At 73.8% G+C, this 26,159-nt stretch carries 26 protein-coding genes; 9 read left to right on the top strand and 17 right to left on the bottom strand.

What is annotated here, in order from left to right:
- Window positions 1–4 precede the first annotated feature (4 nt).
- Window positions 5–460 (bottom strand): hypothetical protein, encoded by a 456-nt coding sequence (locus tag WN71_RS37775; RefSeq protein ID WP_046592391.1) that lies wholly within the window; start codon window positions 458–460, stop codon window positions 5–7.
- 343 nt (window positions 461–803) lie between these two features.
- Here WN71_RS37775 and WN71_RS37770 point away from each other — a divergent pair, with 343 nt between their 5' ends.
- The 3 genes from WN71_RS37770 (at window position 804) to WN71_RS37760 (ending at window position 4,481) form a co-directional block, all read left to right on the top strand.
- On the top strand, window positions 804–1,271 hold the full coding sequence (locus tag WN71_RS37770) for a hypothetical protein (protein WP_046592392.1): 468 nt from the start codon (window positions 804–806) through the stop codon (window positions 1,269–1,271).
- Between the two features lie 217 nt (window positions 1,272–1,488).
- Window positions 1,489–2,649 carry a 4-hydroxybenzoate 3-monooxygenase gene (locus tag WN71_RS37765; RefSeq protein WP_046592415.1) on the top strand — a complete coding sequence of 387 codons (1,161 nt, stop codon included), beginning with the start codon at window positions 1,489–1,491 and terminating at the stop codon, window positions 2,647–2,649.
- A 143-nt stretch (window positions 2,650–2,792) separates the two neighbouring features.
- Window positions 2,793–4,481 carry a methyltransferase gene (locus WN71_RS37760; protein ID WP_046592393.1) on the top strand — a complete coding sequence of 563 codons (1,689 nt, stop codon included), beginning with the start codon at window positions 2,793–2,795 and terminating at the stop codon, window positions 4,479–4,481.
- A gap of 66 nt (window positions 4,482–4,547) precedes the next feature.
- Here the strand turns inward: WN71_RS37760 and WN71_RS37755 are convergent, their stop codons facing one another.
- From WN71_RS37755 to WN71_RS37745, 3 genes are all read right to left on the bottom strand, one after another.
- Entirely contained in the window at window positions 4,548–5,462 is a 915-nt protein-coding gene (locus WN71_RS37755; protein WP_046592394.1) for a hypothetical protein, read from the bottom strand.
- Between the two features lie 336 nt (window positions 5,463–5,798).
- Window positions 5,799–6,161 (bottom strand): DUF952 domain-containing protein, encoded by a 363-nt coding sequence (locus tag WN71_RS37750; RefSeq protein WP_046592395.1) that lies wholly within the window; start codon window positions 6,159–6,161, stop codon window positions 5,799–5,801.
- 20 nt (window positions 6,162–6,181) lie between these two features.
- Window positions 6,182–6,640 (bottom strand): MarR family winged helix-turn-helix transcriptional regulator, encoded by a 459-nt coding sequence (locus WN71_RS37745; protein WP_206300248.1) that lies wholly within the window; start codon window positions 6,638–6,640, stop codon window positions 6,182–6,184.
- 195 nt (window positions 6,641–6,835) lie between these two features.
- Here WN71_RS37745 and WN71_RS37740 point away from each other — a divergent pair, with 195 nt between their 5' ends.
- The 3 genes from WN71_RS37740 to WN71_RS37730 all read left to right on the top strand — a co-directional run bounded on the left by WN71_RS37740 (window position 6,836) and on the right by WN71_RS37730 (window position 9,395).
- Complete coding sequence (locus tag WN71_RS37740) at window positions 6,836–7,804, top strand: alpha/beta hydrolase (protein WP_046592396.1); 969 nt, start codon at window positions 6,836–6,838, stop codon at window positions 7,802–7,804.
- A 99-nt stretch (window positions 7,805–7,903) separates the two neighbouring features.
- Entirely contained in the window at window positions 7,904–8,728 is an 825-nt protein-coding gene (locus tag WN71_RS37735) for an MIP/aquaporin family protein (RefSeq protein ID WP_046592397.1), read from the top strand.
- Between the two features lie 94 nt (window positions 8,729–8,822).
- Window positions 8,823–9,395, top strand: a complete 573-nt coding sequence (locus WN71_RS37730) for an Rv1733c family protein (RefSeq protein ID WP_046592398.1) — start codon at window positions 8,823–8,825, stop codon at window positions 9,393–9,395.
- Between the two features lie 31 nt (window positions 9,396–9,426).
- On the opposite strand, the gene WN71_RS37725 is transcribed toward WN71_RS37730, so the two are convergent.
- From WN71_RS37725 to WN71_RS37715, 3 genes are all read right to left on the bottom strand, one after another.
- Window positions 9,427–10,137, bottom strand: coding sequence for a DUF998 domain-containing protein (locus tag WN71_RS37725; protein ID WP_052743238.1), 711 nt, complete (start codon window positions 10,135–10,137; stop codon window positions 9,427–9,429).
- A gap of 171 nt (window positions 10,138–10,308) precedes the next feature.
- Window positions 10,309–10,977, bottom strand: coding sequence for a response regulator (locus WN71_RS37720; protein ID WP_046592418.1), 669 nt, complete (start codon window positions 10,975–10,977; stop codon window positions 10,309–10,311).
- 50 nt (window positions 10,978–11,027) lie between these two features.
- Window positions 11,028–12,311, bottom strand: a complete 1,284-nt coding sequence (locus tag WN71_RS37715) for a sensor histidine kinase (protein ID WP_240529904.1) — start codon at window positions 12,309–12,311, stop codon at window positions 11,028–11,030.
- Window positions 12,312–12,553: 242 nt separating this feature from the next.
- Here WN71_RS37715 and WN71_RS37710 point away from each other — a divergent pair, with 242 nt between their 5' ends.
- Window positions 12,554–13,159 (top strand): DUF4328 domain-containing protein, encoded by a 606-nt coding sequence (locus WN71_RS37710; RefSeq protein ID WP_046592399.1) that lies wholly within the window; start codon window positions 12,554–12,556, stop codon window positions 13,157–13,159.
- A gap of 90 nt (window positions 13,160–13,249) precedes the next feature.
- Here WN71_RS37710 and WN71_RS37705 read toward each other — a convergent pair whose 3' ends face one another.
- Window positions 13,250–13,765, bottom strand: coding sequence for a hypothetical protein (locus tag WN71_RS37705; protein ID WP_046592400.1), 516 nt, complete (start codon window positions 13,763–13,765; stop codon window positions 13,250–13,252).
- Window positions 13,766–13,921: 156 nt separating this feature from the next.
- Window positions 13,922–14,869, bottom strand: coding sequence for a helix-turn-helix transcriptional regulator (locus WN71_RS37700; RefSeq protein WP_206300246.1), 948 nt, complete (start codon window positions 14,867–14,869; stop codon window positions 13,922–13,924).
- A gap of 248 nt (window positions 14,870–15,117) precedes the next feature.
- On the opposite strand from WN71_RS37700, the gene WN71_RS37695 reads away from it, so the two are divergent.
- Both WN71_RS37695 and WN71_RS37690 read left to right on the top strand, forming a co-directional pair.
- Window positions 15,118–15,366 carry a hypothetical protein gene (locus WN71_RS37695; protein WP_046592402.1) on the top strand — a complete coding sequence of 83 codons (249 nt, stop codon included), beginning with the start codon at window positions 15,118–15,120 and terminating at the stop codon, window positions 15,364–15,366.
- A 225-nt stretch (window positions 15,367–15,591) separates the two neighbouring features.
- Window positions 15,592–15,834 carry a response regulator transcription factor gene (locus WN71_RS37690; protein ID WP_046592403.1) on the top strand — a complete coding sequence of 81 codons (243 nt, stop codon included), beginning with the start codon at window positions 15,592–15,594 and terminating at the stop codon, window positions 15,832–15,834.
- A gap of 98 nt (window positions 15,835–15,932) precedes the next feature.
- On the opposite strand, the gene WN71_RS37685 is transcribed toward WN71_RS37690, so the two are convergent.
- The 8 genes from WN71_RS37685 to WN71_RS43070 all read right to left on the bottom strand — a co-directional run bounded on the left by WN71_RS37685 (window position 15,933) and on the right by WN71_RS43070 (window position 26,076).
- Window positions 15,933–17,069, bottom strand: a complete 1,137-nt coding sequence (locus WN71_RS37685; protein ID WP_046592420.1) for an LLM class flavin-dependent oxidoreductase — start codon at window positions 17,067–17,069, stop codon at window positions 15,933–15,935.
- Window positions 17,070–17,082: 13 nt separating this feature from the next.
- Window positions 17,083–18,642, bottom strand: coding sequence for an amino acid adenylation domain-containing protein (locus tag WN71_RS37680; protein ID WP_046592404.1), 1,560 nt, complete (start codon window positions 18,640–18,642; stop codon window positions 17,083–17,085).
- Window positions 18,639–19,547 (bottom strand): lysine 5,6-aminomutase subunit beta, encoded by a 909-nt coding sequence (gene kamE, locus WN71_RS37675; RefSeq protein WP_063777746.1) that lies wholly within the window; start codon window positions 19,545–19,547, stop codon window positions 18,639–18,641. The genes WN71_RS37680 and kamE overlap by 4 nt, the downstream gene beginning before the upstream one ends.
- Window positions 19,544–22,426, bottom strand: coding sequence for a lysine 5,6-aminomutase subunit alpha (gene kamD, locus WN71_RS42400; protein WP_206300245.1), 2,883 nt, complete (start codon window positions 22,424–22,426; stop codon window positions 19,544–19,546). Before kamD ends, kamE begins: the two co-directional genes overlap by 4 nt.
- A complete protein-coding gene (locus tag WN71_RS37665) occupies window positions 22,423–23,817 on the bottom strand; it encodes a KamA family radical SAM protein (RefSeq protein WP_046592405.1) in 1,395 nt (464 codons plus the stop codon). Before WN71_RS37665 ends, kamD begins: the two co-directional genes overlap by 4 nt.
- Before the next feature lie 188 nt (window positions 23,818–24,005).
- Entirely contained in the window at window positions 24,006–24,500 is a 495-nt protein-coding gene (locus WN71_RS37660) for a GNAT family N-acetyltransferase (protein WP_046592406.1), read from the bottom strand.
- Window positions 24,497–25,543, bottom strand: a complete 1,047-nt coding sequence (locus tag WN71_RS37655; protein ID WP_046592407.1) for a pyridoxal phosphate-dependent aminotransferase — start codon at window positions 25,541–25,543, stop codon at window positions 24,497–24,499. Before WN71_RS37655 ends, WN71_RS37660 begins: the two co-directional genes overlap by 4 nt.
- Window positions 25,540–26,076: a cupin domain-containing protein gene (locus WN71_RS43070; protein ID WP_240529903.1), complete on the bottom strand. Its 537-nt coding sequence runs from the start codon at window positions 26,074–26,076 to the stop codon at window positions 25,540–25,542. Before WN71_RS43070 ends, WN71_RS37655 begins: the two co-directional genes overlap by 4 nt.
- Window positions 26,077–26,159: the final 83 nt, after the last annotated feature.

Genomic DNA, 26,159 nt, shown 5'->3' with positions numbered 1-26,159 from the left:
ATGCTCAGGCGCCGTCGAAGGCGATCGGGACGCAGCGGACGCGGTCGTCGAAGATGAGGTCCGTCTCGGCCATCGACTGCCACGGCGCGATGATCAGGCCGGCGGCGCCGCCGCTGCGAACTGCCGCGCGCCAACGGCTGCTTGTCTCCATCGTGCCCTGGTAGAGGATCTGCCGGTCGGGGCGGCGGATCAGCAACGCGCCCGACGGCAGGTCGAGTCGGCCGGACCAGCCCGGTACCGGCCGCAGGGCGACGGCCCCCTGCCAGATGGCGCGGTAGGCCACCGCCGCCCGCTCCCACTCGTCCAGGGCGGCTTCTGGCGCCTGCGCCGACGGCGCAGGCGCCAGAAGCCGCTCCGGCAGCATGATGAGGGGGTGCAGGGGAGGATCGGGCGAGCGCCGGGATAACGGGCCGCATGCCGTCAGGACGACCGCGATCGGGCCGTCCACGCAGGTGTGCACGGGAGTACTCCTTCTGCCGGGTCGCTCAACCGGCGAGCCGGTGCCGTATTCCCATGATTGTCGCCGATGGCCCGGCCGATCGAAAGATCGGCCCCGGCGGCGATCGAGACACCCCCGTGACCGCCCGCCTCATGCCCGCCACGCCTGCCGCGCGCCCTCCTCTCGCACGCCTCACGACCGCCTCTCGCCCGCCGCTCACCTCCCCGCATGCGGGCGTGAGGGGATCCGGCGTGCGCCGGGCGTTTTGAACCTGTTGCGCCGTACGGGTGGTGTTGACCGTCTCGAACCTTTAGCGTTTCAGTTGAAAAGCCGCCAAGCGGACATCAAGCGGCCGGGAGCACCTATGTCACGACGCACTCTGGCGACCGCCGTCGCCCTCACCACCACGGCGCTGCTGACGGCAGCCATGACGACGGCCGCGCCGGCGGCGACGCGAACCGTGCCCGCGGCGCACCCCGCGGCCCGGCAGAGCGGCCCGACCGTGCTCGTGGACTGCGCCTTCCACCCGAAGGTCAAGCCGGCCCAGTTCATCCTGGCCTGCGGCGACGGAAACAGCCGCCTCGGCTCCCTGCACTGGTCGCACTGGGGCCGGTACTCGGCGTCGGGGTCGGGCGTGAACGTGGTGAACGACTGCAAGCCCTACTGTGCGGCGGGCAAGTTCCACTCCTACCCGGTGTCGGTGCGGCTCGACAGCCCGCGGCCGTGGAAGGCGCACCCCAGGGAGCTCCAGTACAAGCAGCTCACGCTCACCTACACGCACGGAAAGCCCCCCGGTTTCCCCCGCGTGCTGACGCTGCCGCTCTGGAGCTGACCTCGCCCGGCCGGACCCTCCCCGCCGCGCCGCGGAGAAGCGTTTTTCTCCGCGGTGCGGCATTCGGGTGACTGCTGCCGGTTCACGTATTTTCCGGTGATTAAGATCCACTTCCGTGACGGAAGGCCACCATCTCCGGGCTGCCGACGACGGCTCCCCCACGTCCACCTCCACTTTCACCTCCACCCCGGGCTCCGACCCCGAGGTCGCCGACGTCGTGATCCTCGGCGCCGGGCCGGCCGGGCTCGTGCTCGGCAATCTGCTCGTCGCGGCCGGGATCGACTGCGTCGTCCTGGAGCGCGCGAGCCGCGACCGGGTCCGCACCCGCGCGCGGGCCGGGTTCCTCGCCGCGCACACCGTGCGGATCCTGGAGCGGCACGGCCTCGCCGAGGGCCTGCGCCGGCACGGCCGGCCCCACGCCACCTGCGAGTTCCGCACCGACGACGGCCGCTTCGTGCTGGACTACGGCGCCCTCGGCCGGGGCGAGCGGCACACCGTCTACCCGCAGCAGGACCTGGTAGCGGACCTGCTGGGGCGGTACCTGGCGGCCGGCGGGCGGATCCGCTTCGAGACCGAGGCGGTGGCCGTACGGGACGCGGACGGGCCGCGGCCCGAGGTCGCCGTGCGCGACGCGGAGGGACGCCCCGGCCGGTGGCGGTCCCGCTACGTCGCCGGATGCGACGGACAGCACGGCGCCGCCCGGCGCTCGCTGCCGCCCGGCGCGGTCCGCCACCACCGCGACCACGGCGTCTCCTGGCTCGGCCTGCTCGCCGAGGCACCGCCGAGCCTGGACGCGGTCGGCTACGCGACGCACACGCGCGGCTTCGCCGGGCACATGGCCCGCACTCCCGAGATCACCCGCTACTACCTCCAGTACGCCCCCGGCCGCCCGGCCGACGCCTGGTCCGAGGAGCGGATCTGGGACGAGCTGGAGCTGCGGATGCGCGCCGCCGAGCACGGCCCGCTGCGCCGCGGCCGTATCGTCGGGCGCCAGGTCGTCGATCTCCGGTCCGACGTGCTCGAACCGCTGCGCCACGGGTCGCTCCTGCTCGCGGGCGACGCGGCCGGGCTGATCAGTCCGTCCGCGGCCAAGGGGGCGAACCTCGCGGTGCTGGAGGCGGAGATCCTGGCCGAGGCCCTGATCGACGATCTCACCCACGGTGACAGCGTGGGTCTCGACCGCTACTCCGCGCGCTGCCTGACCCACATCTGGCGGGCGCAGGAGTTCTCGCAGTGGATGATCCGGCTGCTGCACAGCCCCTCCGGCGCCGGTGGCGAGGCGTCGTTCCACGATTCCCTGCGGCGGGCCCGCATCGATTCCCTGCGCACCTCGCGCAGTCAGCAGGACTGGTTCGCCGAGCACTACGTCGGTGTGTGACCGCGAACAGCACGCCTGCGGACGTACTCGGGCACCGAGTCGTGCCCTCCCTCCGGCCGGCGGCACGCCACCGTGCCTTCCGCCGGTGCGCGCGCACGGCCGCGCTCGTCCCCTCCCCGTACCGAAATGAGGATCCCCCCTCGATGATGACCACGATGGCAGGCGACACCGCGCGTCTGCGCGCGACGGTCGACTTCGTCCGCGAGCAGGACAGTGCCACCCTGCTCTCCCTCCTGCTGCCGGGCCTCGACGGCCCGGAGCTGCGGATGCTCACCGACCGCTGCCGCTTCGCGCACGCCGCGGTGCTTCTCTGCCCGCCCGATCAGGGGGCGCTGCGCGCCGCGCTCGCCGACTGCGGGCTGTCTGCCGACACTCCGGTACGGCCGAGTGTCGTCGTCCGGGACCGGCTGGCCGCGCGGCACGGGCGCGCGGCCTCGGAACTCGACGTGGGGATCCTGCGCCCCGCGGTGGTCGGCCCGGACGGATCGCCGCGCACGGTCGAGGTGTTCGCGCTGGCCGTGCCACCCGGCTCGCCGCTCGCCCCGGTCGCCGAGCGGGAACGCGCCCGGCAGCACGAGTCGCATCTCGCGTTCGAGGTCGACCGGCCCGACCCGCTGACGCTGCGCGGGCTGTGCGCACTGTTCGCCGCGCACGGCGCGCTGCCGGACGGCGGCGGCTACAACCCGCACGAGGACGGCACCGTCTTCTACTTCACGGCGCCCGCCGACTCCAAGTCCGGTTACGGGCGGGTGGAGTTGTACGTTCCCGGCGACCACCAGGACGTGCTGGCCGCCCATCTCGACGAGCACCGGGCGCGCATGCCCGCGGAAGCCCTCCTTCGGCTGCTGACCGGAGCCTGGACCACGCAGGCTCTGGCCGCCTGCGCGCAACTGCGCCTGCCCGACGCCCTGTCGGAGGACACCGCGACCGGAGTCGCGGCGCTGGCGCGGGAGGTGGGCGCCGTCCCGGACCACCTCGCCACGCTGCTGCGCCATCTCGCGATGCTGGGCATGGTGGTGGAGGAGCACGACGGTTTCCGTCTCACGGGGACCGGGGCGCTGCTGCGGGCTGACGCGCCGGGGTCGATGCGGCCCCTGGCGCTGCTGTACGGCGGGCCGTTCTACGAGTCCTTCGCCGGGCTCGGGCACACCGTGCGCACCGGGCAGGTCGCCTTCGAGCACCGCTTCGGCGAGAACCACTTCGACCACTTCGCCCGCCACCCCGAACTGGCCGCGCTCTTCGACGAGTCCATGGCGGCGAGTTCCCCCATGTTCGAACCGCTGCCCGCGCACCCGGCTCTGGTGGCCGCGGCCGAGGGGCCCGGTCCGCGCACGGTCGTCGACGTCGCGGGCGGCAACGGGGAACTGCTCGGCCGTGTCCTCGCCGCCCATCCGGGTCTGCGCGGGGTGCTGTTGGAGCGCCCGCACGTCGTCGAGTCCGCGCGCAGGTCGCTCGACGCGGCGGGCGTGGGTGACCGATGCGCCACGGTGGCGGGCGACTTCGCGGACGTACCGCCAGGCGGGGACGTCTACGTCCTCTCCCGTGTGCTGCACGACTGGGACGACGACCGCTGCCGGGAGATCCTGCGCCACGTCGCGCGGGCGATGCCCGGCCACGCCGACCTGCTGATCGTGGAGCGGGTGCTGCCGAGCGACGGCTCGGCCTCGCTGGCCACCGCGTGGGATCTGCACATGATGTGCAACGTCGGTGGCCGGGAACGGCGTTACGAGCACTTCGCGCGCCTGCTCGGCTCCGCGGGGCTCGTGCTCATGGGCCGTACGCCGCTGCCGTTGGACGGGAACGTGCTGCACGCACGCCGCGCGGCGCGATAGCGGACCGCGCCGGACGGCATCCCGGGTCCGCGCCGCCGCTTCGGCGGCGCGGACCCGGGAGTTCGGTCAGGCGCGGCGCTTGCGGGTGGACATCCACACGGCGCCCGCACCGGCGACGACGACGGCTCCCGCGACGCCCCCGATCAGGCCGAGCGGGGCGCCGGCGCCGGTCTCGGCGAGCGGCTTGCTGCCACCGTTCGCGGAGGGCGACGGGCTGGCCGACGGCGTCGAGTCGAGCGGCGGCACCTTGGAGGTGGTCGTCGGCGTCGAGACCGGCGTGGGCGTCTTGGAGGCCGTCGCCGGGGTGGACGGGGCCTCGGTGGTGGGCGTCGCCGACGCGCCGCCGGGGGTCGACTCCGACGCGCTGGGGCTCGGGGAGTCGGAGGCGCCGGTCGTGCACGCCTTGTCGCCGCCGTTCCAGGCCGCGATGAGGTGGTAGGGGGTCAGGACGTTGTCGGGCTGGGAGGGCGCCGGGCCGTGGCCGTCGCCCGTCTTGCCGTCGTAGGTGACGTCGTCACCGTAGAGGTCGATCTGGCCGTAGCAGTCGGGGGACTTGACGGACAGCTTCTGCCAGGTGTGCCCGGAGTCGTCGTTGCCGGCGACGTCCGCGGAGGTGAGCCGGACGGTGGCCTTGTCGACCAGGGTCTGGTGGCCGGAGGTGTTCCAGTTGGGGCCCTCGGTGGTGTACTCGGCGAGGGAGACGGGGTAGGTGCAGCCGTCGGCGACGGTCTGGCCGGGGGCCAGCCGGACCTCGACGGTGCCGGGCACGGTGTCCCAGGCGTGGAAGCCGCCCTGCGAGGTCCAGTCCTGGCCGACGACCTTTCCGTCGGAGTCGACCAAGCGGTACTGGACGGTGGCGGACTGGCAGCCGCCGGACGTCTCGGCGCTTGCCTGGGCCGCCCCGAGCAGGGGTATGGCGGCGCCGGCCAGAGCGGTCACGGCGAGCGCGGAGAGGGTTCTGGTCTGTTGCGAACGCGACAAGATGTGCCTCTGTCAAGGTGGTGTGGGAGGTGGCAGAGCGCGTGCGACCGTCACGGGGCAGACGCCAGGGGGACGTGTGCGGCGAGGTCACGCGCGCAGCTTCGCGCGCCTCGGCCGATGTGACGCACACGGCCGCCGCAGGCACGGCGTAGCAAGCGGAATTCTTGTCACCTTTCACAACCCCCGTCAATCCTGCACCAGTTGAGCACACAGTGCGGGATTCACCGGGGCGCACCGACCGGCCCGCTGGACGAAACTCCAGCGAGGAAAGGCAAGTTGGCCGACCTGGCGATCATACGACGGTGCCTGTCGGCCTGTTCGTCCGCCCCCACGCCGTCACCCGGCGTCCCGCAGGGCGACGGCGCGTCCGTCCGCGCCCCACTGGACCTCCTGGATGCGGACGACCGCGTCACGGTTGACGGGACCGAGGACATGGGGGAACAGGGCGCCCGCCGCGACCCCGGGCGGCGGCACGGGCGCGGCCTCCTCCCAGACGCACTGAGCGGTGAGCCGCTCCTCGTCCAGGAGCAGCGCGAGCAGCGGCCGGGGCGCGTCCCGGTAGAACGCGTTGACGACGGCGAGCGTCACCTCGGTGTCGGGCGAGCAGTGCACGAAGCCCTCCTCCTCGAGGGAGGCGGGGGCGTACGGGCGGTCGGGGGCGGCGGCCCATTCGGCGAGGGGCACGACGTGGTAGATCATGGCCGCATTGAACAGCAGTGTCAGCCCGTGGACACGTTGGCGGTGACGAGTCGCAGCAACTCCTTCGCCGCGGTGTCCTGTTCGGCCGTCAGTCCCATGGCGTCGCCGATCGCGCAGGGGACCGCGCGGGCCCGTTCCCGGAGGGCGGCGCCGGCCTCGGTGAGGCGGATGGCGACGGAGCGCTCGTCGTCCGCGCGGCGCTCACGGCTGAGCAGGCCGCTCGCCTCCAGGCGCTTGAGCAGCGGAGAGAGGGTGCTGGACTCCAGCTGGAGGGCGGCGCCCACCTCGCGCACGGAGACGGCGTCCCGCTCCCAGAGCACCAGCATCACCAGGTACTGCGGATAGGTCAGCCCGAGCGCGTCCAGGAGCGGCCGGTAGCGGGCGGTGACCGCGCGGGAGGCGGCGTAGAGGGCGAAGCAGAGCTGGTCCTGAAGGAGCAGGGAGCGTCCGGCGGTCGGCTCGGAGTCGTTCGCGGTCATGTCATCCTCCCGTTGCCCCGGCGCGGCTCACCGGGCAACGGGGCCAGCCTACCGTTTCGAGTCTCTCCGACTCCATCGAACACGAATAAGTTGTGCACGACTTAATCGAGCGCTACTGTTACGTCCGTGCCGCCGCCTCCGGCGCAGGCCCCACCCCGCCTGCCCCGCGCGGCGCCCGACGCGAGGAGAACCGTCATGACCGACGACACCACCCGGCGCCCCGTCCTCGAACCCGCCGCCCAGGCGTTCGCCGACGCCACCGCGCATCCGCCCTACCTCTTCGACCTCGGCCCGGTCGAGGGCCGCAAGACCGTCGACGAGGTGCAGTCCGGCGAGATCGAGAAGCCCGCCGTCGACGAGGAGTGGATCACCGTCGCCGGCGGCCCCACCGGCAGCGTCCGCGTCCGCGTCGTCAAGCCCGCCGGCACCACCGGGAGCCTCCCGGTGATCCTCTACATCCACGGCGCGGGCTGGGTGTTCGGCAACGCCCACACCCACGACCGCCTGGTGCGCGAACTCGCCGTCGGCGCGGGCGCCGCGGTCGTCTTCCCCGAGTACGACCTCTCCCCCGAGGCCCGCTACCCCGTCGCCATCGAGCAGAACTACGCCGTGGCCCGGTGGATCGTCACCGAGGGCGACGCGCACGGCCTGGACGGCGGCCGGCTGGCGGTGGCCGGCGACTCCGTCGGCGGCAACATGAGCGCCGCGCTCACCCTCATGGCCAAGGAACGCGGCGACGTGCCGCTGGTGCAGCAGGTGCTGTTCTACCCGGTGACCGACGCGAGCTTCGACACCGGCTCCTACCACGAGTTCGCCACCGGCTACTTCCTGCGCCGCGACGCGATGCAGTGGTTCTGGGACCAGTACACGACCGACCCCGCGGCCCGCGCCGAGATCACCGCCTCCCCGCTGCGCGCCACCACCGAGCAGCTCACCGGACTGCCCCCGGCGCTGGTCGTCACCGCCGAGGCCGATGTCCTGCGCGACGAGGGCGAGGCGTACGCGGCCAGGCTGCGCGAGGCGGGCGTACCCGTCGTGGCCGTGCGCTACCAGGGCGTGATCCACGACTTCGTCATGCTCGACGCCCTGCGCGTGACCCACGCGGCCGGCGGCGCGATCGCTCAGGCCGTGGCGGTGCTGCGCGACGCGCTCCACGCCGGCTGAGTTCGCTCCAGTTGACGCCGCACCTCTGGACGTCCAGCATCAAATCAGCAGACTCGTAGCCAATGCGCCCATCCTCTAACAAGTGGAAGGCGGTGCCACATGGCAGGCGGGACGCCCAGACGGCAACTGATCGGCGAGCTCCTCGCGGAGTTCCTGGGCACCATGGTTCTGATCCTCTTCGGCGTCGGCGTGGTGGCCCAGGTCGTCGCCGCGGGGATCGGAGATCACGACAGCATCACCTGGGCCTGGGGCTTCGGTGTGACCCTCGGTGTGTATGTAGCCGCACGCACCAGCGGCGCTCATCTCAACCCGGCGGTCACCGTCGCCCTGGCCACGTTCAAGGGTTTCTCCTGGAAGAAGGTCGCCCCTTACTGCGTGGCCCAGACGATCGGCGCGTTCGTCGCGGCGCTGCTGGTCCGCTGGAACTACAGCGAGGTGCTGGCCAAGGCCGACCCGGGTCACACCATCAAGACCCAGGGAGTCTTCTCGACGCTGCCCGGCAACGGAGCGCTGCCGATCAGCGAGTGGGGAGCTCTGCGCGACCAGATCATCGGCACGGCGATCCTGCTGATGCTGATCTTCGCCATCACGGACCTTCTCAACACCCCGCCCGGCGCCAACCTGGCCCCGCTGATCATCGGGTTCCTGGTGGTGGCGATCGGCATGGCCTGGGGCGCCGACGCCGGGTACGCGATCAACCCCGCCCGTGACTTCGGCCCCCGGCTGGCGAGTTATCTGACCGGATACGGCACGGCCTGGCGGGACCAGTACGGCAATCTGTATTTCTGGGTGCCCATCGTCGGACCGTTCATCGGCGGTGTGATCGGTGCCGCCGTCTACCGGCTGGTCATCACGCCCTACCTGCCCAAGCCCGGGGACGAACTTCAGGAGCCGGGCCGTGTCCCGGCCCCCGACCGGGAGTAATCGGATCCCAGCGGCACCATGCGGAAGCCATTGATCGCCGGGAGGCGCACACTGGTCACTGAGGGCCGTCGGTACTCACGAGGGGGTGTCGAAAATGGCACGTCGTACGGGAGTCTGGCTGTGGCGGTGGCGGCGCAATCCACTGCGGCGGCGCAGTGACGTCGTCGAGGGCTGGATCGTGGCGGTGGCCTGCCTGCTCGCCTTGGCCGGTGCAGTGTTCGCGGGGATGCTCACGGCGGGCGCGATGGAGCACAGCTTCGATCGCGCCCGCACCGAGAGTCACGCCGTCTCGGCCGTGATCGCCAAGGACGCGGCCAAGCGGTCCGCCCAGTCGGCGAGCGGAGCGGTGGTCTGGGCCTCGGTGAACTGGACCGACACGCACGGTACAGCGCACAACGGCCGGGTCGAGGTGCCCGCGGCCGCCGCGCCCGGTTCCCATGTGACCGTGTGGACGGACGCACACGGGAACCTCACGGCCAAGCCCTCCTCTCCCGGCGACGCGGCGATCCAGTCCGCGCTCGGCGGGGTCTGGTCCGCCGCGGCGACCATCGCCGTGGTGTTCGGCCTGGCCCGGATCGCACGGGCCCGGCTGGATCACCGGCGGATGCAGCAGTGGGCCGAGGAATGGGCGACGGTCGGGACACGCTGGGGCCGCAAGACGGGCTGAGGCGCCCGGCGGAAGCCGCCGGCCCACGAGGTCAGCGGGTGCCGGCCGTACGGCGGCGGATGCCGACGGCCAGCGCGCAGAAGGCCGCGGCGCCCGCCGCGGCGAGCAGGCGCTCGGCGAGTCCGTCCAGCTCGACGGCGTTCGACAGTCCGTCGAGGAGGAGCAGCGCGAACAGGCCCGTCGCCACCCACCGGGTGGGGCGGGCCCAGTCCTGCCAGGCGGGCAGTCGCCGCATCGCCGCGGCCAGGAAGAAACCGGCCGCGATCAGCGAGAACACCCCGGCCGTGCTCAGCACGTTGTCGAGCGTGCCGCCCGCGTTGGCGAGCTGGTCGGAAGCGCTGCACCCGGCGTCCGCCTGACGGCACGCCTCGCGCTCGAACGGGGTGAGCAGGTCGCCGAGGCCGTAGATCGAGGTCGCGAGCAGGATCGTGCCCACGAGGGCGGGACGGCCGGCTGCCCGCAGCGCCGGCCAGACCGACAGGCGGACGAACAGCAGGGTCGCGGCGCCGCACAGGGTGATCACGACGACGAGGAAGGCGCCGCCGGGTGCGTGCTCGGCGTACATGTCGCTGATGGTGTGGGCGGTCACGCTGTAGCGCGCCCCCTGCCAGGACGCGGCGAGCAGCCAGGACGCCACGAAGGCGATGTTCGCCGCGACGACGACGGCCGCCCAGCGCCGTATGCGGGCCGTGCGGAGGGGCGGGGTGTGCGGTGCGGCTGACACGGCGACGGGGTCCGACACGATGACGGGTCCTTCCTCGGAAGTGCGGCCCGCTGGGGCGGGCGCGCGGTGCATCCGCACGCTACGAGCCCACGGCACCGCCGCGCCGCCCCCCGGGGTGGGCAGTGCGCTGTAGCTCGCACGGGGGACACCCGCGGTCCGGGTCCCCCTGACCGGGACCCTTGTCCGCCGTCAACTCCCGCCGTCCGCCAGCCCGGTGCGGTAGGCGAGGACCACCGCCTGCACCCGGTCCCGCAGATCGAGCTTGGTCAGGATGCGGGACACGTACGTCTTCACGGTCTCCGGGCTGAGCACCATCGCCGCGGCGATCTCCGCGTTCGACAGGCCGACGGCGATCAGCCGCAGCACCTCGGTCTCGCGGGGCGACAGCGCGGCGAGCGCGGCCCCCTCCGGCGCGGTCCGGTCGGCGTGGGCGGGCCCGGCCGGGGCAGGTGCGGGCGGGCTCACCCGGGAGGCGAAGCTGCCGACCAGACGCCGTGTCACGGCGGGCGCGAGCAGGGCCTCCCCCGCGGCCACCGTCCTTACGGCGCCGACGAGTTCGGCGGGGCCGGCGTCCTTGAGCAGAAAGCCGCTGGCACCGGCCCGCAGCGCCTCGTAGACGTACTCGTCGAGGTTGAAGGTCGTCACGACGAGCACCTTCACCGGGTCCGTGACACCAGGCCCGGCGAGCAGCCGGGTGGCCTCGATCCCGTCCAGCCTCGGCATCCGTACGTCCATGACGACGACGTCCGGGCGCGCGGCCGCGGCCAGGTCCACGGCCTCCCGGCCGTCCCCGGCCTCGCCGACGACCTCGATGCCCGGCTGCGCGCCGAGGATCGTGGCGAAGCCCGCGCGCACCATCGCCTGGTCGTCGCAGACCAGGACCCGGATCGGGGTGGTGGGCGCGCCGGTCACCGGTCCTGCCCCAGCGGCAGCCGGGTGTGCAGCCGGAAGCCACCGCCTGGACGGGGGCCCGCGGTGAGTTCTCCGTCGAGTACGGCGACGCGCTCGCGCAGTCCGGCGAGACCGCGGCCGCCGCCGGCGGGGGTGGGCGTGGATGCGGGGGCATGGGCGTGGGCGGATGTGGGTGCGGGCGTGGATGCATGGGCGTGGGCGGATGTGGGTGCGGGTTGGGGTGCCGGCGTGGTGAGCGCGCCCTCGTTGCTCACGTCGATCTCGATCCCGTCGGCGTCGTAGCGGATGCGCACCTCGGTGGGCCGGCCGGGCGCGTGCTTCACGGCGTTGGTCAGCGCCTCCTGGACCACGCGGTAGGCGGCCGCGGTCAAGCCGCCGTGCTCGGCACGGGGTTCGCCCTCCTCGACGAACTCCACGGGCTGACCGGCGGCCCGGGTCGCCTCCACGAGGTCCGCGGGGTTGCCCGGCACCGGTCCGGTCGGCGCGGGGCCGCGTCCGGTGGGGGTGTCCAACACGTCGAGCAGACAGCGCAGTTCGACCAGTGCGCGGCGGCCTGTGCGGCCGATCGCGGCAAGCCCCTCGGTCGCCCGGTCCGGGCTGTCCGGGAGCAGGAACTGCGCCGCGTCGGACTGCACCACCATCGCGGTGACGTGGTGCGTGACGACGTCGTGCAGCTCGCGGGCGATCCGCGCACGTTCCTCCGCCACCGCCAACTGCGCGCTGTGCAGGCGCCGTTCCTCCTCGCGCGCCTGCCGGCCGCGTATCCACGCACCGGCCGCCCAGCAGCCCGCCAGCACCATCCAGAAGGTCACGAAGTCCATGGGGCGTTCCGGTGATCCGCGCAGCCGCAGGGCGAGCGCGAGGACCGCGTACGCCGTGCTCGCGGTGACGGCGGCCGCGGTGCGGTGCCGCCCGCCGCGGGAGCCGGTCGAGTAGAGGGCCACCACGAGACCCTCGCTGCCGAATGACGGCGGATAGCCGATGAGCTGGTCCACCGAGAACGCGGCGGCCACCAGGGCCAGGCAGAGCACGGGCCGCCGTCGGCGCAGCACGAGGGGCAGACACTGGGCGAGCCCGAGGAACACCCCCCAGCCGTCGAGCGGGCGACGGGGCAGCAGGCCCAGCGCGATCCCGTTGGCGGCGAGACCCGGCAGGAAGGCCGCCGCCGCGAGGGTCAGCGCGAGGATGATGTCCTGCGTGAGCGGGCCGCGGGCCCGCCACCGATCCGACACCGGGCGCAGCGCGCGCTCCAGCGAAGCTTCCCGTCGTTCTCCCGGCACGGGTCCAGCCTAGAGCCAACTCCCTTTCGGGCGGGCGGCGTCGGGATGCCGACCGGAGCGGGAGACCCGGCCGCGGGGCTCGGCGTGCCCGTGCCCCTCGGCGTGGCCTACGATCCACACGCTCGCCCCTGCCGTCCCCGAGATCTCTGCCGTCTCCGCCGTCTCTGTCGTCCCTCCCCTCCCTGCCGTGCACACCGCACCGCCCCGGCGCCCGCCGGATGCGAGAAGAAGGTTCCCCCGACGTGAACAACCCCGCCATCCAGAGTCCCCGGCTCCTCGCCCGCCTTGCCCAGGTGGCGGTGGCCGCCGCCGCGGTCGCCGAGGTCGGCCGCGCGGTCTACCTCCACCAGCACCGCCTGCTCTCCGGTGACGACTCGTCCGGCGAGCCCCGCCTCACGCTGCTGCTGTACTCGTACGCCCTGATGGCGGCGATCGTGCTGTTCCTGCTGTGGTTCGCCCGCTGCCGCGACAACGCGGCCGCGCTGGCCCCCGAGAGCATCAAGGGAACCGGTTTCCGGGCCGTCGTCTGCTGGCTGATCCCGGTGGTCAACCTCTGGATGCCGCGACAGCTCCTCCTCGAACTGCGGCGGGCGAGCGCCGCGGCCGACACCGCGGCGGGCCGCGCGGAGGCGGTCGTCAACCTGTGGTGGGTCGCGTGGGCCGCGCACATGGTCCTCAGTGTGGCGCTCCAGGCGACCGGGGGGACGTCGCCGCCGCTGCTCGCCGCGGCCCAGGTGGCCAACCTCGCCGCGGCGGCCCTGGTGCTGTGGCTGATCGAGCACATCACCGGCCTTCAGAGCGAGCGCGTCGCGGAGGCACCGGCCGCGGAGGCGCTCTCCGAGCCGTGACGGGAGGCGCCTTCCGAGCCGTGACGGGGGGCGCCTTCCGAGTCCTCACGGGGGCGCTCACGAGGCATGACGGAGGCGCCCCGCGCGCCGTCACCAGGAGGGCGGGTGCAGCGCGAGGACGAGCAGCGTGCAGGGTGAGCGGGTCCCGGCGAGGGTGTAGCCGAACCCCCGGGGCACGTAGAGGGCCTCGCCCACGCGCAGCCGTACCTCCAGGGCGCGGGTGAGCGCGGCGCGGGCGCGGCCGGGCGGTGCGGGGTCGACCCGGCCCGCGCAGCCGCCGAGCACGGGCAGCACCACGAGGTCGGTGGCGGCCGTCGCCGGGCCCTCCGCGCCCGTGGGCAGCGTGACGTAGCGGCTGCCGACGCGGCAGCCGAGCAACTCCCCGAGCCCGGTGGTCAGATCAGCCGTTCCGGCGGCCACGCCGGGCAGTTCGGCGTCCGCCCGCTGCCGCGGCACGCCGCGCATCCCGGCCAGTACGGTGTCGACGCCGTCCGGCCACACGAGGGCCGGGCTCCGGTCGCGGTGCACCGACAGGCACAGGGCCAGGTCCCTGACGAAGAGATCCAGGCCGGCGCCGTCCTCGACCCAGGCCCATCCGTTGTCCACGTCCGCTCCCGCTCCGCCTCGCACCGGGCGAGCGGCGCCATCGCCCCGCCCCGCGAGCGTTGTGCGCAGAACTCTGCTGCACGGGCGGGGGTTTGCGGTAGTCCCGAGTTCACGGTACCGAGACGGATGACGGCCTGTCGCCCGAACTCCCGCAGCTCACGCGCCCGTCGCGGCCTCCGGGCTTCCCGGCGAGTCGTCGAGCAGGCCTTGCTGTGCGGCGAGCACGCCCGCCTGGAAGCGGCTCTCCGCGCCCAGCGACTCCATGATGTCGGCGATGTGCTTTCTCGCGGTCCGCAGCGACATGCCGATCCGGCGGGCGATGCTCTCGTCCTTCAGACCGGCCGCGAGCAGCCGCACGATGGTCCGGTGGATGTCCTTGGCGACCAGTTCCAGGCCGTCGGCCGCCGCGTCGGAGAAGGGCGCGGCCTGCGTCCACGCCTGCTCGAAGACCTCGCAGAGGTAGTGCACGACCGAGGGTTCGCGGATCACCACCGCACCCCAGGTGTCGCCGCGTTCGGGTACGAAGGCCGTCTTGCGGTCGAAGACGATGAGGCGGCCGAACAGTTCGTGGGCGGTGCGGTACTCGGCGCCGAGGGCGGAGACGGTCGCGACGTACGCCTGGCTGGGGCCGTTGAAGCGGGCCGTGTGGTGGTAGAGGGTGCGCATGCGCACGCCGCGGGAGAGCATCGCGGTGTCGCGGGCCAGGGCCTCCTGGAGCACCTCGGGCACGCGGTTGCCGCCGGGCTGGCTGGTGAGCATCTCCTCCGTGCACTCCGCTCCGGCCCGGTTGAGGGCGGCGCGCACCTCCTCCACGCCGGGGATGACCTCGAAGTCGACGGAGCCGCGGCTGAGGCTGTCCAGGTAGTGACCGCGCAGCCCGGCGAACTGGTCGCGGATGTGGTGCAGTTCCGCCTGCTGGGAGCGGATGGCCGCCTCCATGGAGGTGGTGACCACCGTGGCGACCAGATCCGGGTCGACCGGGCGCAGTCGCGCGGGGTCGTGTAAATCGGGCTTGAGCAGCCCGAGTTCGGTGAGGGAGGCCACGGCCGCGTCGAGGTCCGCGTGATCCAGACCCAGTTCGTCGGCGGCCCGCTCCGGGTCCATCCGACCGTTGACGGCGACCCATCGATACAGAGCGACTTCCCTGTCACTGGGCCGGGCGGGCGAGTCGATCGCCCGAGTTTGGTCCGATATGAACACTCTCGTCCCCTGTTCGTTTTGCTGCGCTACAGCTTGGTGAGCCCCGACATGCCTGGCCAGAGATGTCTTCGCAAGCGACTCTAGAAGCAACGGAGATTCATTCGTTCGACACTGAACCACCAGAAGAAAATCCAGAACCAGGAGCGCCTCACATGACTTTCTCCCGTGCCGCCGTCGCCGCCACCGCAATTTTGTGCCTGCTGTCCGGCACGGGTGCGGCCGCCGCCCGGACCGGGTCCGCGCATCCGGCCGGTACCTCCTCGACATCCGTGCGTACCGGCACGAGCGTGACCGCGGGAGACAGCGGCTGGGGCGGGCGCCGCATCAACGACACGACGACCGCGGCGATCGCGGTCCCGCTCTCCGACGAAGACAGCGGCTGGGGCGGCGCGGCCGTCTGAGGCCGACGCCCTCACGGGCGGACGCCGTAGCGGGCCGACGCTCAGCACCCGGTCAGCACCCCCACCACCGTGTCGTCCGTCGTCCCCCGCCCACGCGCGCACCCTAACCCGCCTCACCGGCCGACGGCCCGGCGGCGCGCGCAAGGTCCGAGCCACCGGCGCCGGGCCGCACACATCGGCTTCGGCGTCCGCCCCACGGCCTCGCCCCCTCGAAAGGCACACAAGATGAGTCCGTTCGCCACCGACACCCTGAACCTGCTCAGCGATCGCGAGCTCGAAGTGCTCGGGCACCTCGCCGAGGGCCACACCTACACCTCCATCGCCCGCCGGATGAACCTGAGTCCGCACACCGTGGACACCTACCTGCGCCGCATCCGCGGCAAGGCGGGCGTCAGCAACCGCGCCCACCTCATGCTGCTGGCCCTCCAGGCCACCCGGCTCCCGGAGTTCGGCCTGACCCAGGTCTGACCGCCGTACGAGCGACGTCGGAGGGCGCCGGTGGAAGTCTCCACCGGCGCCCTCCGACGTCGCTCGTGCCCCGCCTCACCCGCGAGGCGCCACACCCCTCATCCGGTGGCTCCGGCGGCCCCGGCGGACATCGCGGTCCGCGCGCGCCGCGCCGCCTCCTCGCGCACCATCGGCAGGAGGGTGCGCCCGAACTCGGCCGCATCACGGACCGGTTCGTAGCCGCGCAGCAGGAACGTGGTCACACCGATGTCGACGTAGTCCAGGAGCGCCTGCGCCACGGTCTCCGGAGTGCCCACCAGGGCAGTGGAGTTGCCCGCGGCGCCGGTGGCCGCGGCCGGCGCGGTCCACAGCGCCCGGTCGTGCAGCTCGCCCTTCGCGGCCGCGGCCAGCAGCCGCTGTGATCCGGTGTTCTCGGGACGGGCCGACGGCCCGAGCGGCAGCGGCGGACGGCCGCGGTCGAAGAACGAACCCGCGGTGCCGCGGCTGCGGATGGCGTCCAGGACACCGTGCGCCCGCCGCCAGGCCTCCTCCTCGGTACGGCCGAGCACGGGCCGGAACGACACGCTGATCCCGGGCGGTTCGGTGCGTCCGGCCGCGCGGGCCGCCGCCCTCACCGCGGCGATCTGCTCGGCCGTCTCCGCGAGCGGCTCGCCCCACAGCGCGAAGACGTCCGCGTGCCGGCCGCCGACCCGCAGGGCGGCTGCCGACGAGCCCCCGAAGTACAGCGGCACCCGCGGCTGCTGCAGGGGGCGCACCTCGGAGCGGAAGTCGTCGAACCGGTAGAAGCGGCCCTCGTGCCCGAAGCCTTCCGGCTCGCTCCACGCCCGCTTCACCACCTCAAGGAACTCGTCGGTGCGGGCGTACCGGTCGTCCTTGTTCAAGTAGTCCCCGTCGCGCCGCTGTTCGGCGTCGTTGCCGCCGGAGATGACGTGGACGGCGAGGCGGCCCGCGCTCAGGTGGTCGAGGGTGGCGAAGGTGCGCGCGGCCATGGTGGGGAACACCGCTCCCGGCCGGTGGGCGAGCAGCAGGCCGAGGCGTTCGGTGCGTGCGGCCACGTACGCGGCGAGCTGTGCGCCGTCGGGCGAGCTGGAGCTGTGCCCGATCAGCACGCGGTCGAAGCCCGCCTCCTCGTGCACGCGCGCGAAGCGCAGGGTGAACTCCGGGTCGACGGCGGGCCCGGGTGCCGCGCTGTCGGAGTCCTTGGCACCGATCATTCCGATGAACTCGACGGACATGGTGGTCACCGCTTCATGTGCTGGGGAGGGCGGGGGCGGTGGCGGGTGCGCCCGCCGTGGTGGGTCCGGCGGTGTGTGCGGCGGCCAGCGCGGCCCGGTCGAGCTTGCCGTGCGGGGTGACCGGCAGCCGGTCGAGGTGGTGCAGGCGCTGCGGCAGCATGTGCGCGGGCAGCCGGCCGGCCAGCCGTTCGCGCACCAGGGACGGCGGCAGCGCGTCCCGGTCGGCGACCACGAACGCGGTCAGGGCGGGCGTACGACCGCTGTCGTCCACCAGGCAGGCGGCTCCGCTCACCCCGGGCAGGGCACGCAACTCGGCTTCGATCTCCCCCAGTTCGATGCGGAAGCCGCGGAGTTTCACCTGGCCGTCCATGCGGCCCGCGTAGTACAGGCGGCCGTCCGCGTCGGCCACGGCCCAGTCGCCGCTGCGGTAGCGGCGGCCCGAGCCGTCGGGGGCCTGCGGGAAGCGTTCCGCGGTGAGTTCGGGGCGTCCCAGATAGCCGTGGCTCAGGCCGGCCCCGCCCACCCACAGTTCGCCGGGTTCGCCCGGGGCGACCAACCGGCCCTCCTCGTCGCGCAGTTCGACGTCGAGGTGTCCGAGGGGCCGTCCGATGGGGGTGCGTCCGGGCGTCGCCTCGCTCAGCGTCTCGGGCGTGAGGACGCAGTGGGTGACGTGGACGGTGGTCTCGGTGATGCCGTACATGTTGGTGACCGTGGCGCCCGGCGATATCCCCGCGGCCCACCAGCGGCGGATGTCGTCGGGCACGAGCGCCTCGCCGCCGAGGACGACATGGCGCAGCCCCGGCAGCCGCGCACCGCTCGCGGCCGCCTCGGTGACGAGGTTGCCGAAGGCCGACGGGACCTGGTTGAGGACGGTCACGCGCTCCGCCGCCAGCAGGGCCGCCAAGGCGTCGGGGTCGGCGGCGGTGTCCCGGTCGACCACGACGGCCCGCCCGCCGTGCAGCAGCGGGCCCCAGATCTCCCAGACGCTGAAGTCGAAGCTCCAGGAGTGGAACAGCGTCCACACGTCGTCGGCGCCCGTGCCGAACAGCGGCAGCGCCGCGTCCAGCAGCGCCAGGACCTGGCCGTGCCCGACCACACAGCCCTTGGGGGCGCCGGTGGAGCCGGACGTGTAGATGGTGTACGCGGTGTCGGCCGGGAGGACGGGCGCGCCGGGTGCGGGTGGCCGGGAGGCCAGCCGGAGCGGGCCCAGTTCGGCGAGCGGTGTCTCGTCGGGCTCCAACGGGCCGTCGGTGAGGACGAGTCGGGTGCCGGAGTCCGCCAGCAGATAGTGCCGGCGCTGCTCCGGGTAACCCGGGTCGACCGGCAGGTAGGAGGCGCCTGCCCCCAGGATGCCGAGGAGCCCGGCCAGCGCGTGCCGGGTGCGGCCCGCGCGGAGGGCGACCGGCTGCCCGGCGGCCGTCCGGCCGCGCAGGGCGTGGGCGATGCCGTGGGCCGCCGCGGCCAACTCGCCGTAGGTCATGGCTCCTTCGGCGTCGGTGACGGCCACGCGTGCGGGTTCACGCGCGGCGGCCGCGCGGAAACGGGTGTCGAGCCGGTCGGCGGGGGCGTTCATACGGCACTCCCGTTCCGGGCGACGGCGCCGACGGCCGCGTCCACGTCCACGTCCACGTCAGTGTCCGCGTCCGCGTCCGCGTCCCGCGAGGGCGCGGTGCCGGGCTCGTCGGCGACCCGCACCGGCGCGCCCCCGGCCGCATCAGCCCCCTCGCCCCTCGACGGCCGTACCGCGTGGGCGAGATAGCTCGCCACGTCGTCGGGGGTGGTGCCGCGGCCGAAGACCCGGTCGACGCCCAGTTCGGCCGCCATCGCCGGGTCGAAGCGGGGCCCGCCGACGACGAGCAGCGGCCGGGTGCGGCCCGCGTAGGCCAGGTCGAGTTCCGCGCCGAGCTCGCGCACGTTGGTCAGGTGCGCGTCCCGCTGGGTGACCGCCTGGGAGACGAGGACCGCGTCGGCGCCCTCGTCGACGGCGCGGCGCGCGAGGTCGGCCACGGCGACCTGGGCGCCGAGGTTCACCACCCGCATGGAGTGGTAGTACTCCAGGCCCTTCTGGCCGGCGAAGCCCTTGATGTTGAGGATGGCGTCGATGCCGACGGTGTGGGCGTCCGTGCCGATGCACGCGCCGACCACGACCAGATCCCGGCCCAGCCGGGCGTGCAGGGCCTCGTCGACCTCCTGCGCGGACAGCAGCGGGTACTCCCGCTCCACCACGTCGACGTCGCCCGGTTCCACGCGGTGCACGACGGGGCCGTAGACCACGAAGAAGCTGAACTCGGTGCCGACGGGGCGGGCGTGCACCAGCAAGGGGCGCTCCAGGCCCATCTGGCGGGCGAGTTGGAGGGCCGTCGCCTCGGCGAGGGATCCGTGCGGCAGGGGGAGGGTGAACGACAGCTGGACCATGCCGTCGTCGGTGGTGTCGCCGTAGGGGCGGACCGCGGACGGCGGTCCCGCGGGGGTGGTCATGGCTGGTCTTCTCCTTCTCGGTCTCGGTCTCGGTCTGGGGCTGGAGCTGGGTCTCCGTCCCGGTCGGGATGCGGGGAGGCTTCGAGCAGTTCGATCGCCGGATTGCGGTAGCCCGGGGCGCGTTCGGCGACCCCGTCGCGGCCCCGGCCGCCGTCGACGGGCCGGCACATGCCGCCGAAGGTGCCCGCGGCGATCGCGTCGAGGAGGCCGCGGTCGGTGAGGCGCTCCAGCAGGCCGACGGCCTCGCGCAGCACGTGGTCCGCGCGCCGGGTGATCAGCCCTCCGGGCGCGGGGCGGAAGTCCTCCTCCAGCGAACCGGCGGCGTCCATGACGTACCGGACGTTCTGGAGCGCGAGGTCCCGGTCGGACAGGAACGGCGTGACGACGGCCTCCGTCATCATGCCGACCAGCAGGATGTTCTGCTTGGTGAGCGCACCGGCCAGGTTGAAGAAGCCGTTGAGCAGATAGCCGCGGAAGACGTCGCCGGTCATGTGGCGGGTCGGGGGCATCCACTTCAGCGGCGCGTCGGGGAAGAGTTCGCGGGCCAGCAGCGCGTGGGCGAGTTCGAGGCGGAACGAGTCCGGCAGGTCCGGGTCGATCTCGAAGGCGTGGCCCAGGCCGAGTTGGGCGTCGGTGAGGCCGGCCTCCTTGCCGAAGTACTCGTTCAGCAGCTGACTGGCCGTCACCGTGTGAGCGGCCTCGACGGCGTCGGCGGTGGTGAGGTAGTTGTCCTCGCCGGTGTTGATGACGATGCCCGCGCGGGCGTGCAACTGGCGTGAGAAGCGCTGGTCCACGAAGGTGCGCACCGGGTTGATGTCGCGGAAGAGGATGCCGTACATCGAGTCGTTGAGCATCATGTCGAGGCGTTCGAGGCCCGCCAGGACGGCGATCTCCGGCATGCACAGGCCGGACGCGTAGTTCGTCAGGCGTACGTAGCGCCCGAGTTCGGCCGACACCTCGTCGAGCGCGGCCCGCATCAGGCGGAAGTTCTCCTGCGTGGCGTAGGTGCCCGCGTAGCCCTCCCGGGTGGCGCCGTGCGGCACGTAGTCGAGCAGCGACTGCCCGGTGGAGCGGATCACCGCGATGACGTCGGCGCCGCCGCGGGCCGCGGCCACGGCCTGCCGTACGTCCTCGTGGATGTCCCCGGTGGCCACGATCAGGTAGACGAGCGGCCCGGTGGGCTCGCCCCAGGTGCGGATGAGGCGTTCACGTTCGCGGCGGCGGGCGTCGATCACGCCGAGGCCGCCGGCCATCGCCCGCCGCGCGTCCCGTACGGCCACTTCGGCGTCGGCACCCTCGGGCAGCCGGAAGTCGACGTCGCGGGCGGTGGCCCGGGCGGCGAGCTCGGCGAGGTCGCGTGTGCCGCCGCCGCGCAGGGCGTGCCACACCGGCAGCGCCACACCGTGTTCCAGACCGACCTGATCGCGTACGGCGTCCACGAGCCGGTTGGCCCAGGGGATGCCCTCCGCGTCGGCCCCGGACAGACCGGCCAGGCGCAGCGCGGCCCGCTCGACGGCGACGGTGGTGTGCGAACGCGCGAGGTCGACGACGGGGCGCCCGGCACGCACGGCCAACTCGCGGGCGCGGCGCACCAGATCGGGGTCGAGGCCCAGCTTTCCGGTGGGGGTGGGGTCGGTCCGCGGGAGCGCGTCCGTCGGAGCGCCGTGCGGGGCCCGGGTGGTCTGCGGCGTCGGTGCGAGCCGTCGGTCGAACAGTGCCCGCACCCCGGCGTCGGTGCGCACCAGGTCCAGGGCCGTCTCCGCGTGCCCCGGCTGGTAGCCGTTGCCGATGAGGAGGGTGACGTCGGCGCGCAGGCCCTCGGCACCGAGCGCGGCGGCCGGGAAGGACGTGGCCATCGAGAAGAAGAGGACCGTGCCGCCGTCGCGGGTGACGAGGATCGCGGGGTGCTCGCAGCCGGGCACGTCGGTGCAGACGACGGTGATGTCGGCCGGTCCCCCGCACGCGTCCAGCCGCTCGGCGAGCGCGACCGCGTCGCGGGCGTCGGCCCGTACGACCGTGTCGGCCAGCGCCGAGGCGGTCAGGGCGGCTTCCTCGGCCGCGTCCGGGACCACGCCCACGAGCCGTCCGGCACCGGCGCGGCGGGCGGCGGCGAGGGCGAGACTGCCGGACTTGCCGGCCGCGCCGAGGACGGCGACCGAGGGCGCGTTGCCGGTGCGGGCGGCGTGCTCGGCGACGGTCCGGGCGGTCAGGGCGGGCGCCCCGCACACGTCCAGGACCGCCAGCGACAGTTCGTCCGGCAGGTCGGCGGGGAGCGCCGCGGCCACCGAACGGCCGAACAGCACCGCGTGGCCCCGGGCCGGGACCCGCTCGCCGAGGCCGTCCCAGTCGCGCAGCCCGTCCGTCAGGGCCAGCGGGGTCAGGGTGAGCGAGACCAGGCTCGCGACCCGGTCGCCCGGCGCGAGACCGAGCGGCGAGCGGGGACCGGCCTCGGCCACCGTGCCGATCAGCATCCCGCCGGAGCCGGTGACCGGGTTGTGCATCTTGCCGCGCTCGCCGACGATCCGGCACACCGCCGCGCGCACGGCGTCGCCGTCGCCGCCGTGCTCCTCGTGCAACTGCCGGTAGGAGGCGGCGTCGAGGTTGAGGTACTCGACGTCGACGCGGACCTCGTCGTCGCGCAGCGGGGAGTGGGGGTCGAGCCGGGTGGCGGCCTGCGGGAGGACCCCGGCGGGTTCGAGGACCCGGTGCAGTCCCAGCGGCGAACCCGGCACCTCCGGCGGGGCCTGCCTGCTCTGTGCGGTGCGCGGGGCCTGCCCGCTCTGTGCGGTCCTCGGGGCCTGCCCGCTCCGTGCGGTCAGCGGCGCGCCCGCGGTGGGTAGGGCGCGCGGCGCCTGCGTGGTCCGTGCGGTGCCGGTCATCGCTCGTCCCCCGGCTGCCAGTCGGCCCAGTACGCCTGCCCGGTCTCGGGGAGGGTGTGCAGCGGGTCGTAGTAGTGGTGGACGCGGCGCAGCGCCTGCGGGTCGTCGTGCTCGACGGAGGTCAGATAGTTCTTCGACCAGTCGGAGACGCCGAGTTCACGGTCGTAGGCGTCGGCCTGGTGGACCCAGCGCTTGCCGACGTAGGGCACGTCGCAGACCAGGCGGGGCGTGGCGAAGCCGGGCAGGTAGCCCATGATGGCGTGCTGGAGCCGCTGGGCCTCGGCGAGCGGCAGCCGCCAGTGCTCGGCGCCGGGCACGATGTCGCAGAGATAGAAGTAGTACGGCATGATCTGGGCGCTGTCGAGCAGGGCGAAGCACAGGTCGAGCAGCGCCTCGGGGGTGTGGTTGACCCCGTGGAGCAGCACGCCCTGGTTGCGTACGTCGCGCAGGCCGGCGGCGAGCAGTGCCCGGGAGGCCTCGGCGACGAGCGGCGTGATCTGCTGGGCGTTGTTGGCGTGGGTGTGCATCGCGAGGGAGACACCGCGTGCGGACGCCTTGGCGGCGAGTGCGGCCATGCCGTCGAGCACGTCGGGCGCGAGCCAGTGCTGGGGCAGTCCGATCAGGCCCTTGCTGGCGAGCCGGATGTCGCGGACGCTGTCGATGTCCAGCAGCCGGTCGAGGAACGAACGCAGGCGCGGCCAGGGCACGTTGGCGACGTCCCCGCCGGAGACCACGACGTCGCGCACGGTGGGCGTGGCGCGCAGATAGGCGATCATCCGGTCGAGGCGGTCGGCCGGGCGCAGCACGAAGCGGTACTTGTCGACCTGCGGGGTGGAGGTGCCGACCAGGTCCATGCGGGTGCAGTGGCCGCAGTACTGCGGGCAGGTGGTGACGAGTTCGGCGAGGACCTTCGTCGGGTAGCGGTGGGTGAGTCCCTCGACGACCCACATCTCCGCCTCGTGCAGCGAGTCGCGCGAGGCCAGCGGGTGGCTGGGCCAGCGCGGGTGGCGGTCGCTGGCGACGGGCAGCATGTAGCGGCGGACGGGGTCGGCGTACCAGGTCGCGGCGTCCGGCGCGGAGTTCGGCCCGATCGTGTTGAGGACCTGCGGGGTGAGCAGGATGGGCATGGTCGCGAACTGGCGCTGGTCGGCGTCGAGATCGTCGTAGAAGGTGTCGTCGAGGCCGGGGCCTGCCACCTCGCGCAGCTGTCGTGCTCCCTTGACGCAGTGGGCACGCTGCCACTGCGGGTCGCGCCACTCGGCGGCGGTGACGTGCCGCCAGGCGGGGAAGCGCCGCCAGTCCGGCTCGATCGCCTCGTGGCGCCGGTAGCCGTAGGGCTGGGCGAGCGCGTCGGCCGCCTCCCGGACGAGCGGCGCGGGTGCGGTTTTCACGGGGTGCCTCGGTTTTCTCCCGGCCGCTGACGGCGGGTGGGTCGGGGAGGGACGGGGCGGCGTACGGCCGCGGTGCGGGTGCGGGCCCGACGTGCGAGCCGAGGCCCGAGGTGCGGGTGCGGACACGACACAGGCGCGGGCGCAACGGCCGTACGACGCCACCGGATCGACTGTTGCCTGACGGTCCGTCAGTCGGTGAGGGTGTAGAAGAACATGCCGTCGCGGTCGGGGCCGCGGTCGAACCCGGCACGCTCCATGACGCGTTGGGAGGGCGTGTTGTCGGCCGTGGTGGTGGCGACGACCGTGCCGACGGCCGGGTCGCGCAGCGCCCAGCGCGCCAGGGCCACCAGGGCCTCGGTGGCGTAGCCGTGGCCGCGCGCCTCGGGGTGCAGGTCGAAGCCGATCTCGACGGAGTCGTCCTGCGGCGGGCCGTGGAAGCCCATGCCGCCGACGACCACGCCGTCCTCCTGCCGGACCAGGGCGTACATGCCCCAGCCGGGCCGGTGCAGGCCCGCGCCGTGCGCGGCGACGAGCAGCCCCGCCGCCTCCCGGGAACCCTCGCCGGGTGCGCCGCCGAGCCAGTCGAGGCCCGCGCCGCGGCCCTGCTTCAGCTCCTCGGCCTCGGCCGGCTGCACCTCGCGCAGCCTCAGGCGGTCGGTGTCGACGGAGGTGGGGCTGATCATCGCTGCTCCTTGGGGGTGGGGAGGGGAACGCCGACGGGGGCGACGGCGTCGAGGGCGTCGAGGAGGCGGCTCCGCGCCGATGCCTCGCCGACGGAGATCCGGAGGTGCCCGGCGAGGCCGAACCGGCCCGCGTCGCGGACGAGGATGCCGTGGTCCCGCTCCAACAGCCGTTCGGCCTCGGCGGAGTCGGGCACCGGCACGGCGAGGAAGTTGGTCACGGACGGCAGCGCGAGGCGGCCGCGTGCGGCGAGTTCGGCGCGGAACCGCTCGCGGGCGGCCGCGTTCCCCTCGCGCACCCGCTCCAGGTGCGCGCGGTCCGCGAGCGCGGCGACGGCCGCGGCCTGGGCGGCGCGGTTGACGCTGAACGGCATGGTGCCCTGGGCGTCGCGCAGCCGGGCGAGCAGGCCCGCGTCGCCGACGGCGTACCCGATGCGCAGTCCGGCCAGGCCGTGCGCCTTGGAGAAGGTGCGCAGGGCCACGACGGGCGCGCCACCGCCGATGTGGTCGAGCACCGAAGGGGTGCCGGGCGGCGCGAAGTCCAGATACGCCTCGTCCACCACGAGCGGGGTGCCGGTGGCGGCGGCCCGCTCGACGAGGAGGTCGAAGGAGGCCCGGTCCAGGGCACCGCCGGTGGGGTTGTGCGGGTTGCAGACGTAGGCGATCCCGGCCGTGGCGAACGCGTCGGCGAGAGCGCCGACTTCACCTGCGGGGACCTCGCGGCAGCCGCGGCCGACGTTCTCCAGGCAGATCCGGTAGCCCGGGAAGGTGCCCGCGGTGGTCACGCCGGGGCGGCGCCGGTCGCCCAGCGACAGCGCGCTGAGCAGGACGAGTTCGTCGCTGCCGTTGGCGACGGCGACCTGGTCGGGGCGCACCCCGAGCAGGTCGGCGATCGCGTGCGCGGGCGCGGTGCGGGTGGGGTCGGGGTAGGTCCCCGTGGCGTCCACGGCCTCGTGCGCGGCGCGCAGGGCGTGCGGGCTCGGGCCGTAGGGGCTCTCGGAGAGGTGCAGCCGCAGCAGGGTGCGGGGCACGGCCGGCGCGGTCATCGGGCATCACCGAGCAGCAGACCGAAGCAGTAACTCCCGGGCTCCGCCTCCAGGGTGAGGAACCGGTGCTCGGCACCGGCCGGCACGCGCAGCAGGGCGGGCGAGGCCAGCTCGTGCCGGTCGCCGTCGACGAGGACCTCGATGCGGGCGCCGCCGGGGTTCGGCGAGACGAGGAAGTAGATCTCGTCGACCTGGTGCCGGTGCGGTTCCGCCACCGGGCGGCCGACGAGGTGGTCGATGGGGCCGCCGGCCAGCTCGACGGGGACGCCGCCGAACATGTCGGCGGTGAGGTAGAAGGGGGCGGGGGCGTGGTGGCCGGCGACGGGGAGGAACCGGGGGATGTCGGTGCGGACCTCCGCCCGGTCCGGCCGGCCGGCCGACGCGCTCCCGGCGCCACCCGCCGGGCGGCTCCCGCCGCAGGGTTCGCGGACGGTGCCGCCGGTGTTGTCGCCGCGGGGTTCGCCAGCGTTGCCGCCGGGGCTCTCCCCGCTGATCTCAGGTGCGACTGTGCCGGCCGGCGTCTCGGTGGTCATGTCGGGGCCTTTCATCGGTCGAGGGGGGCGAGGGTGCCGCGGGGGCGGTCGGGCAGGGCCCGACCGTGAGGAGGGCTGGGGGG

Origin of the sequence: Streptomyces mangrovisoli (genome assembly GCF_000974985.2) — a bacterium.
Classification (GTDB): domain Bacteria; phylum Actinomycetota; class Actinomycetes; order Streptomycetales; family Streptomycetaceae; genus Streptomyces; species Streptomyces mangrovisoli.
The sequence above is the reverse complement of the archived record's forward strand: the minus strand, read 5'-3'. Positions and strand labels throughout refer to the sequence as shown.

Coding starts and splice junctions, on each gene's coding strand:
- WN71_RS37770 (WP_046592392.1), top strand. CDS start 804: ATGTCACGACGCACTCTGGCGACCGCCGTCGCCCTCACCACCACGGCG.
- WN71_RS37760 (WP_046592393.1), top strand. CDS start 2,793: ATGATGACCACGATGGCAGGCGACACCGCGCGTCTGCGCGCGACGGTC.
- WN71_RS37750 (WP_046592395.1), bottom strand. CDS start 6,161: ATGATCTACCACGTCGTGCCCCTCGCCGAATGGGCCGCCGCCCCCGAC.
- WN71_RS37745 (WP_206300248.1), bottom strand. CDS start 6,640: ATGACCGCGAACGACTCCGAGCCGACCGCCGGACGCTCCCTGCTCCTT.
- WN71_RS37740 (WP_046592396.1), top strand. CDS start 6,836: ATGACCGACGACACCACCCGGCGCCCCGTCCTCGAACCCGCCGCCCAG.
- WN71_RS37735 (WP_046592397.1), top strand. CDS start 7,904: ATGGCAGGCGGGACGCCCAGACGGCAACTGATCGGCGAGCTCCTCGCG.
- WN71_RS37730 (WP_046592398.1), top strand. CDS start 8,823: ATGGCACGTCGTACGGGAGTCTGGCTGTGGCGGTGGCGGCGCAATCCA.
- WN71_RS37720 (WP_046592418.1), bottom strand. CDS start 10,977: ATGGTGCGCGCGGGCTTCGCCACGATCCTCGGCGCGCAGCCGGGCATC.
- WN71_RS37700 (WP_206300246.1), bottom strand. CDS start 14,869: ATGGACCCGGAGCGGGCCGCCGACGAACTGGGTCTGGATCACGCGGAC.
- WN71_RS37695 (WP_046592402.1), top strand. CDS start 15,118: ATGACTTTCTCCCGTGCCGCCGTCGCCGCCACCGCAATTTTGTGCCTG.
- WN71_RS37690 (WP_046592403.1), top strand. CDS start 15,592: ATGAGTCCGTTCGCCACCGACACCCTGAACCTGCTCAGCGATCGCGAG.
- WN71_RS37685 (WP_046592420.1), bottom strand. CDS start 17,069: ATGTCCGTCGAGTTCATCGGAATGATCGGTGCCAAGGACTCCGACAGC.
- WN71_RS37680 (WP_046592404.1), bottom strand. CDS start 18,642: ATGAACGCCCCCGCCGACCGGCTCGACACCCGTTTCCGCGCGGCCGCC.
- kamE (WP_063777746.1), bottom strand. CDS start 19,547: ATGACCACCCCCGCGGGACCGCCGTCCGCGGTCCGCCCCTACGGCGAC.
- kamD (WP_206300245.1), bottom strand. CDS start 22,426: ATGACCGGCACCGCACGGACCACGCAGGCGCCGCGCGCCCTACCCACC.
- WN71_RS37660 (WP_046592406.1), bottom strand. CDS start 24,500: ATGATCAGCCCCACCTCCGTCGACACCGACCGCCTGAGGCTGCGCGAG.
- WN71_RS37655 (WP_046592407.1), bottom strand. CDS start 25,543: ATGACCGCGCCGGCCGTGCCCCGCACCCTGCTGCGGCTGCACCTCTCC.
- WN71_RS43070 (WP_240529903.1), bottom strand. CDS start 26,076: ATGACCACCGAGACGCCGGCCGGCACAGTCGCACCTGAGATCAGCGGG.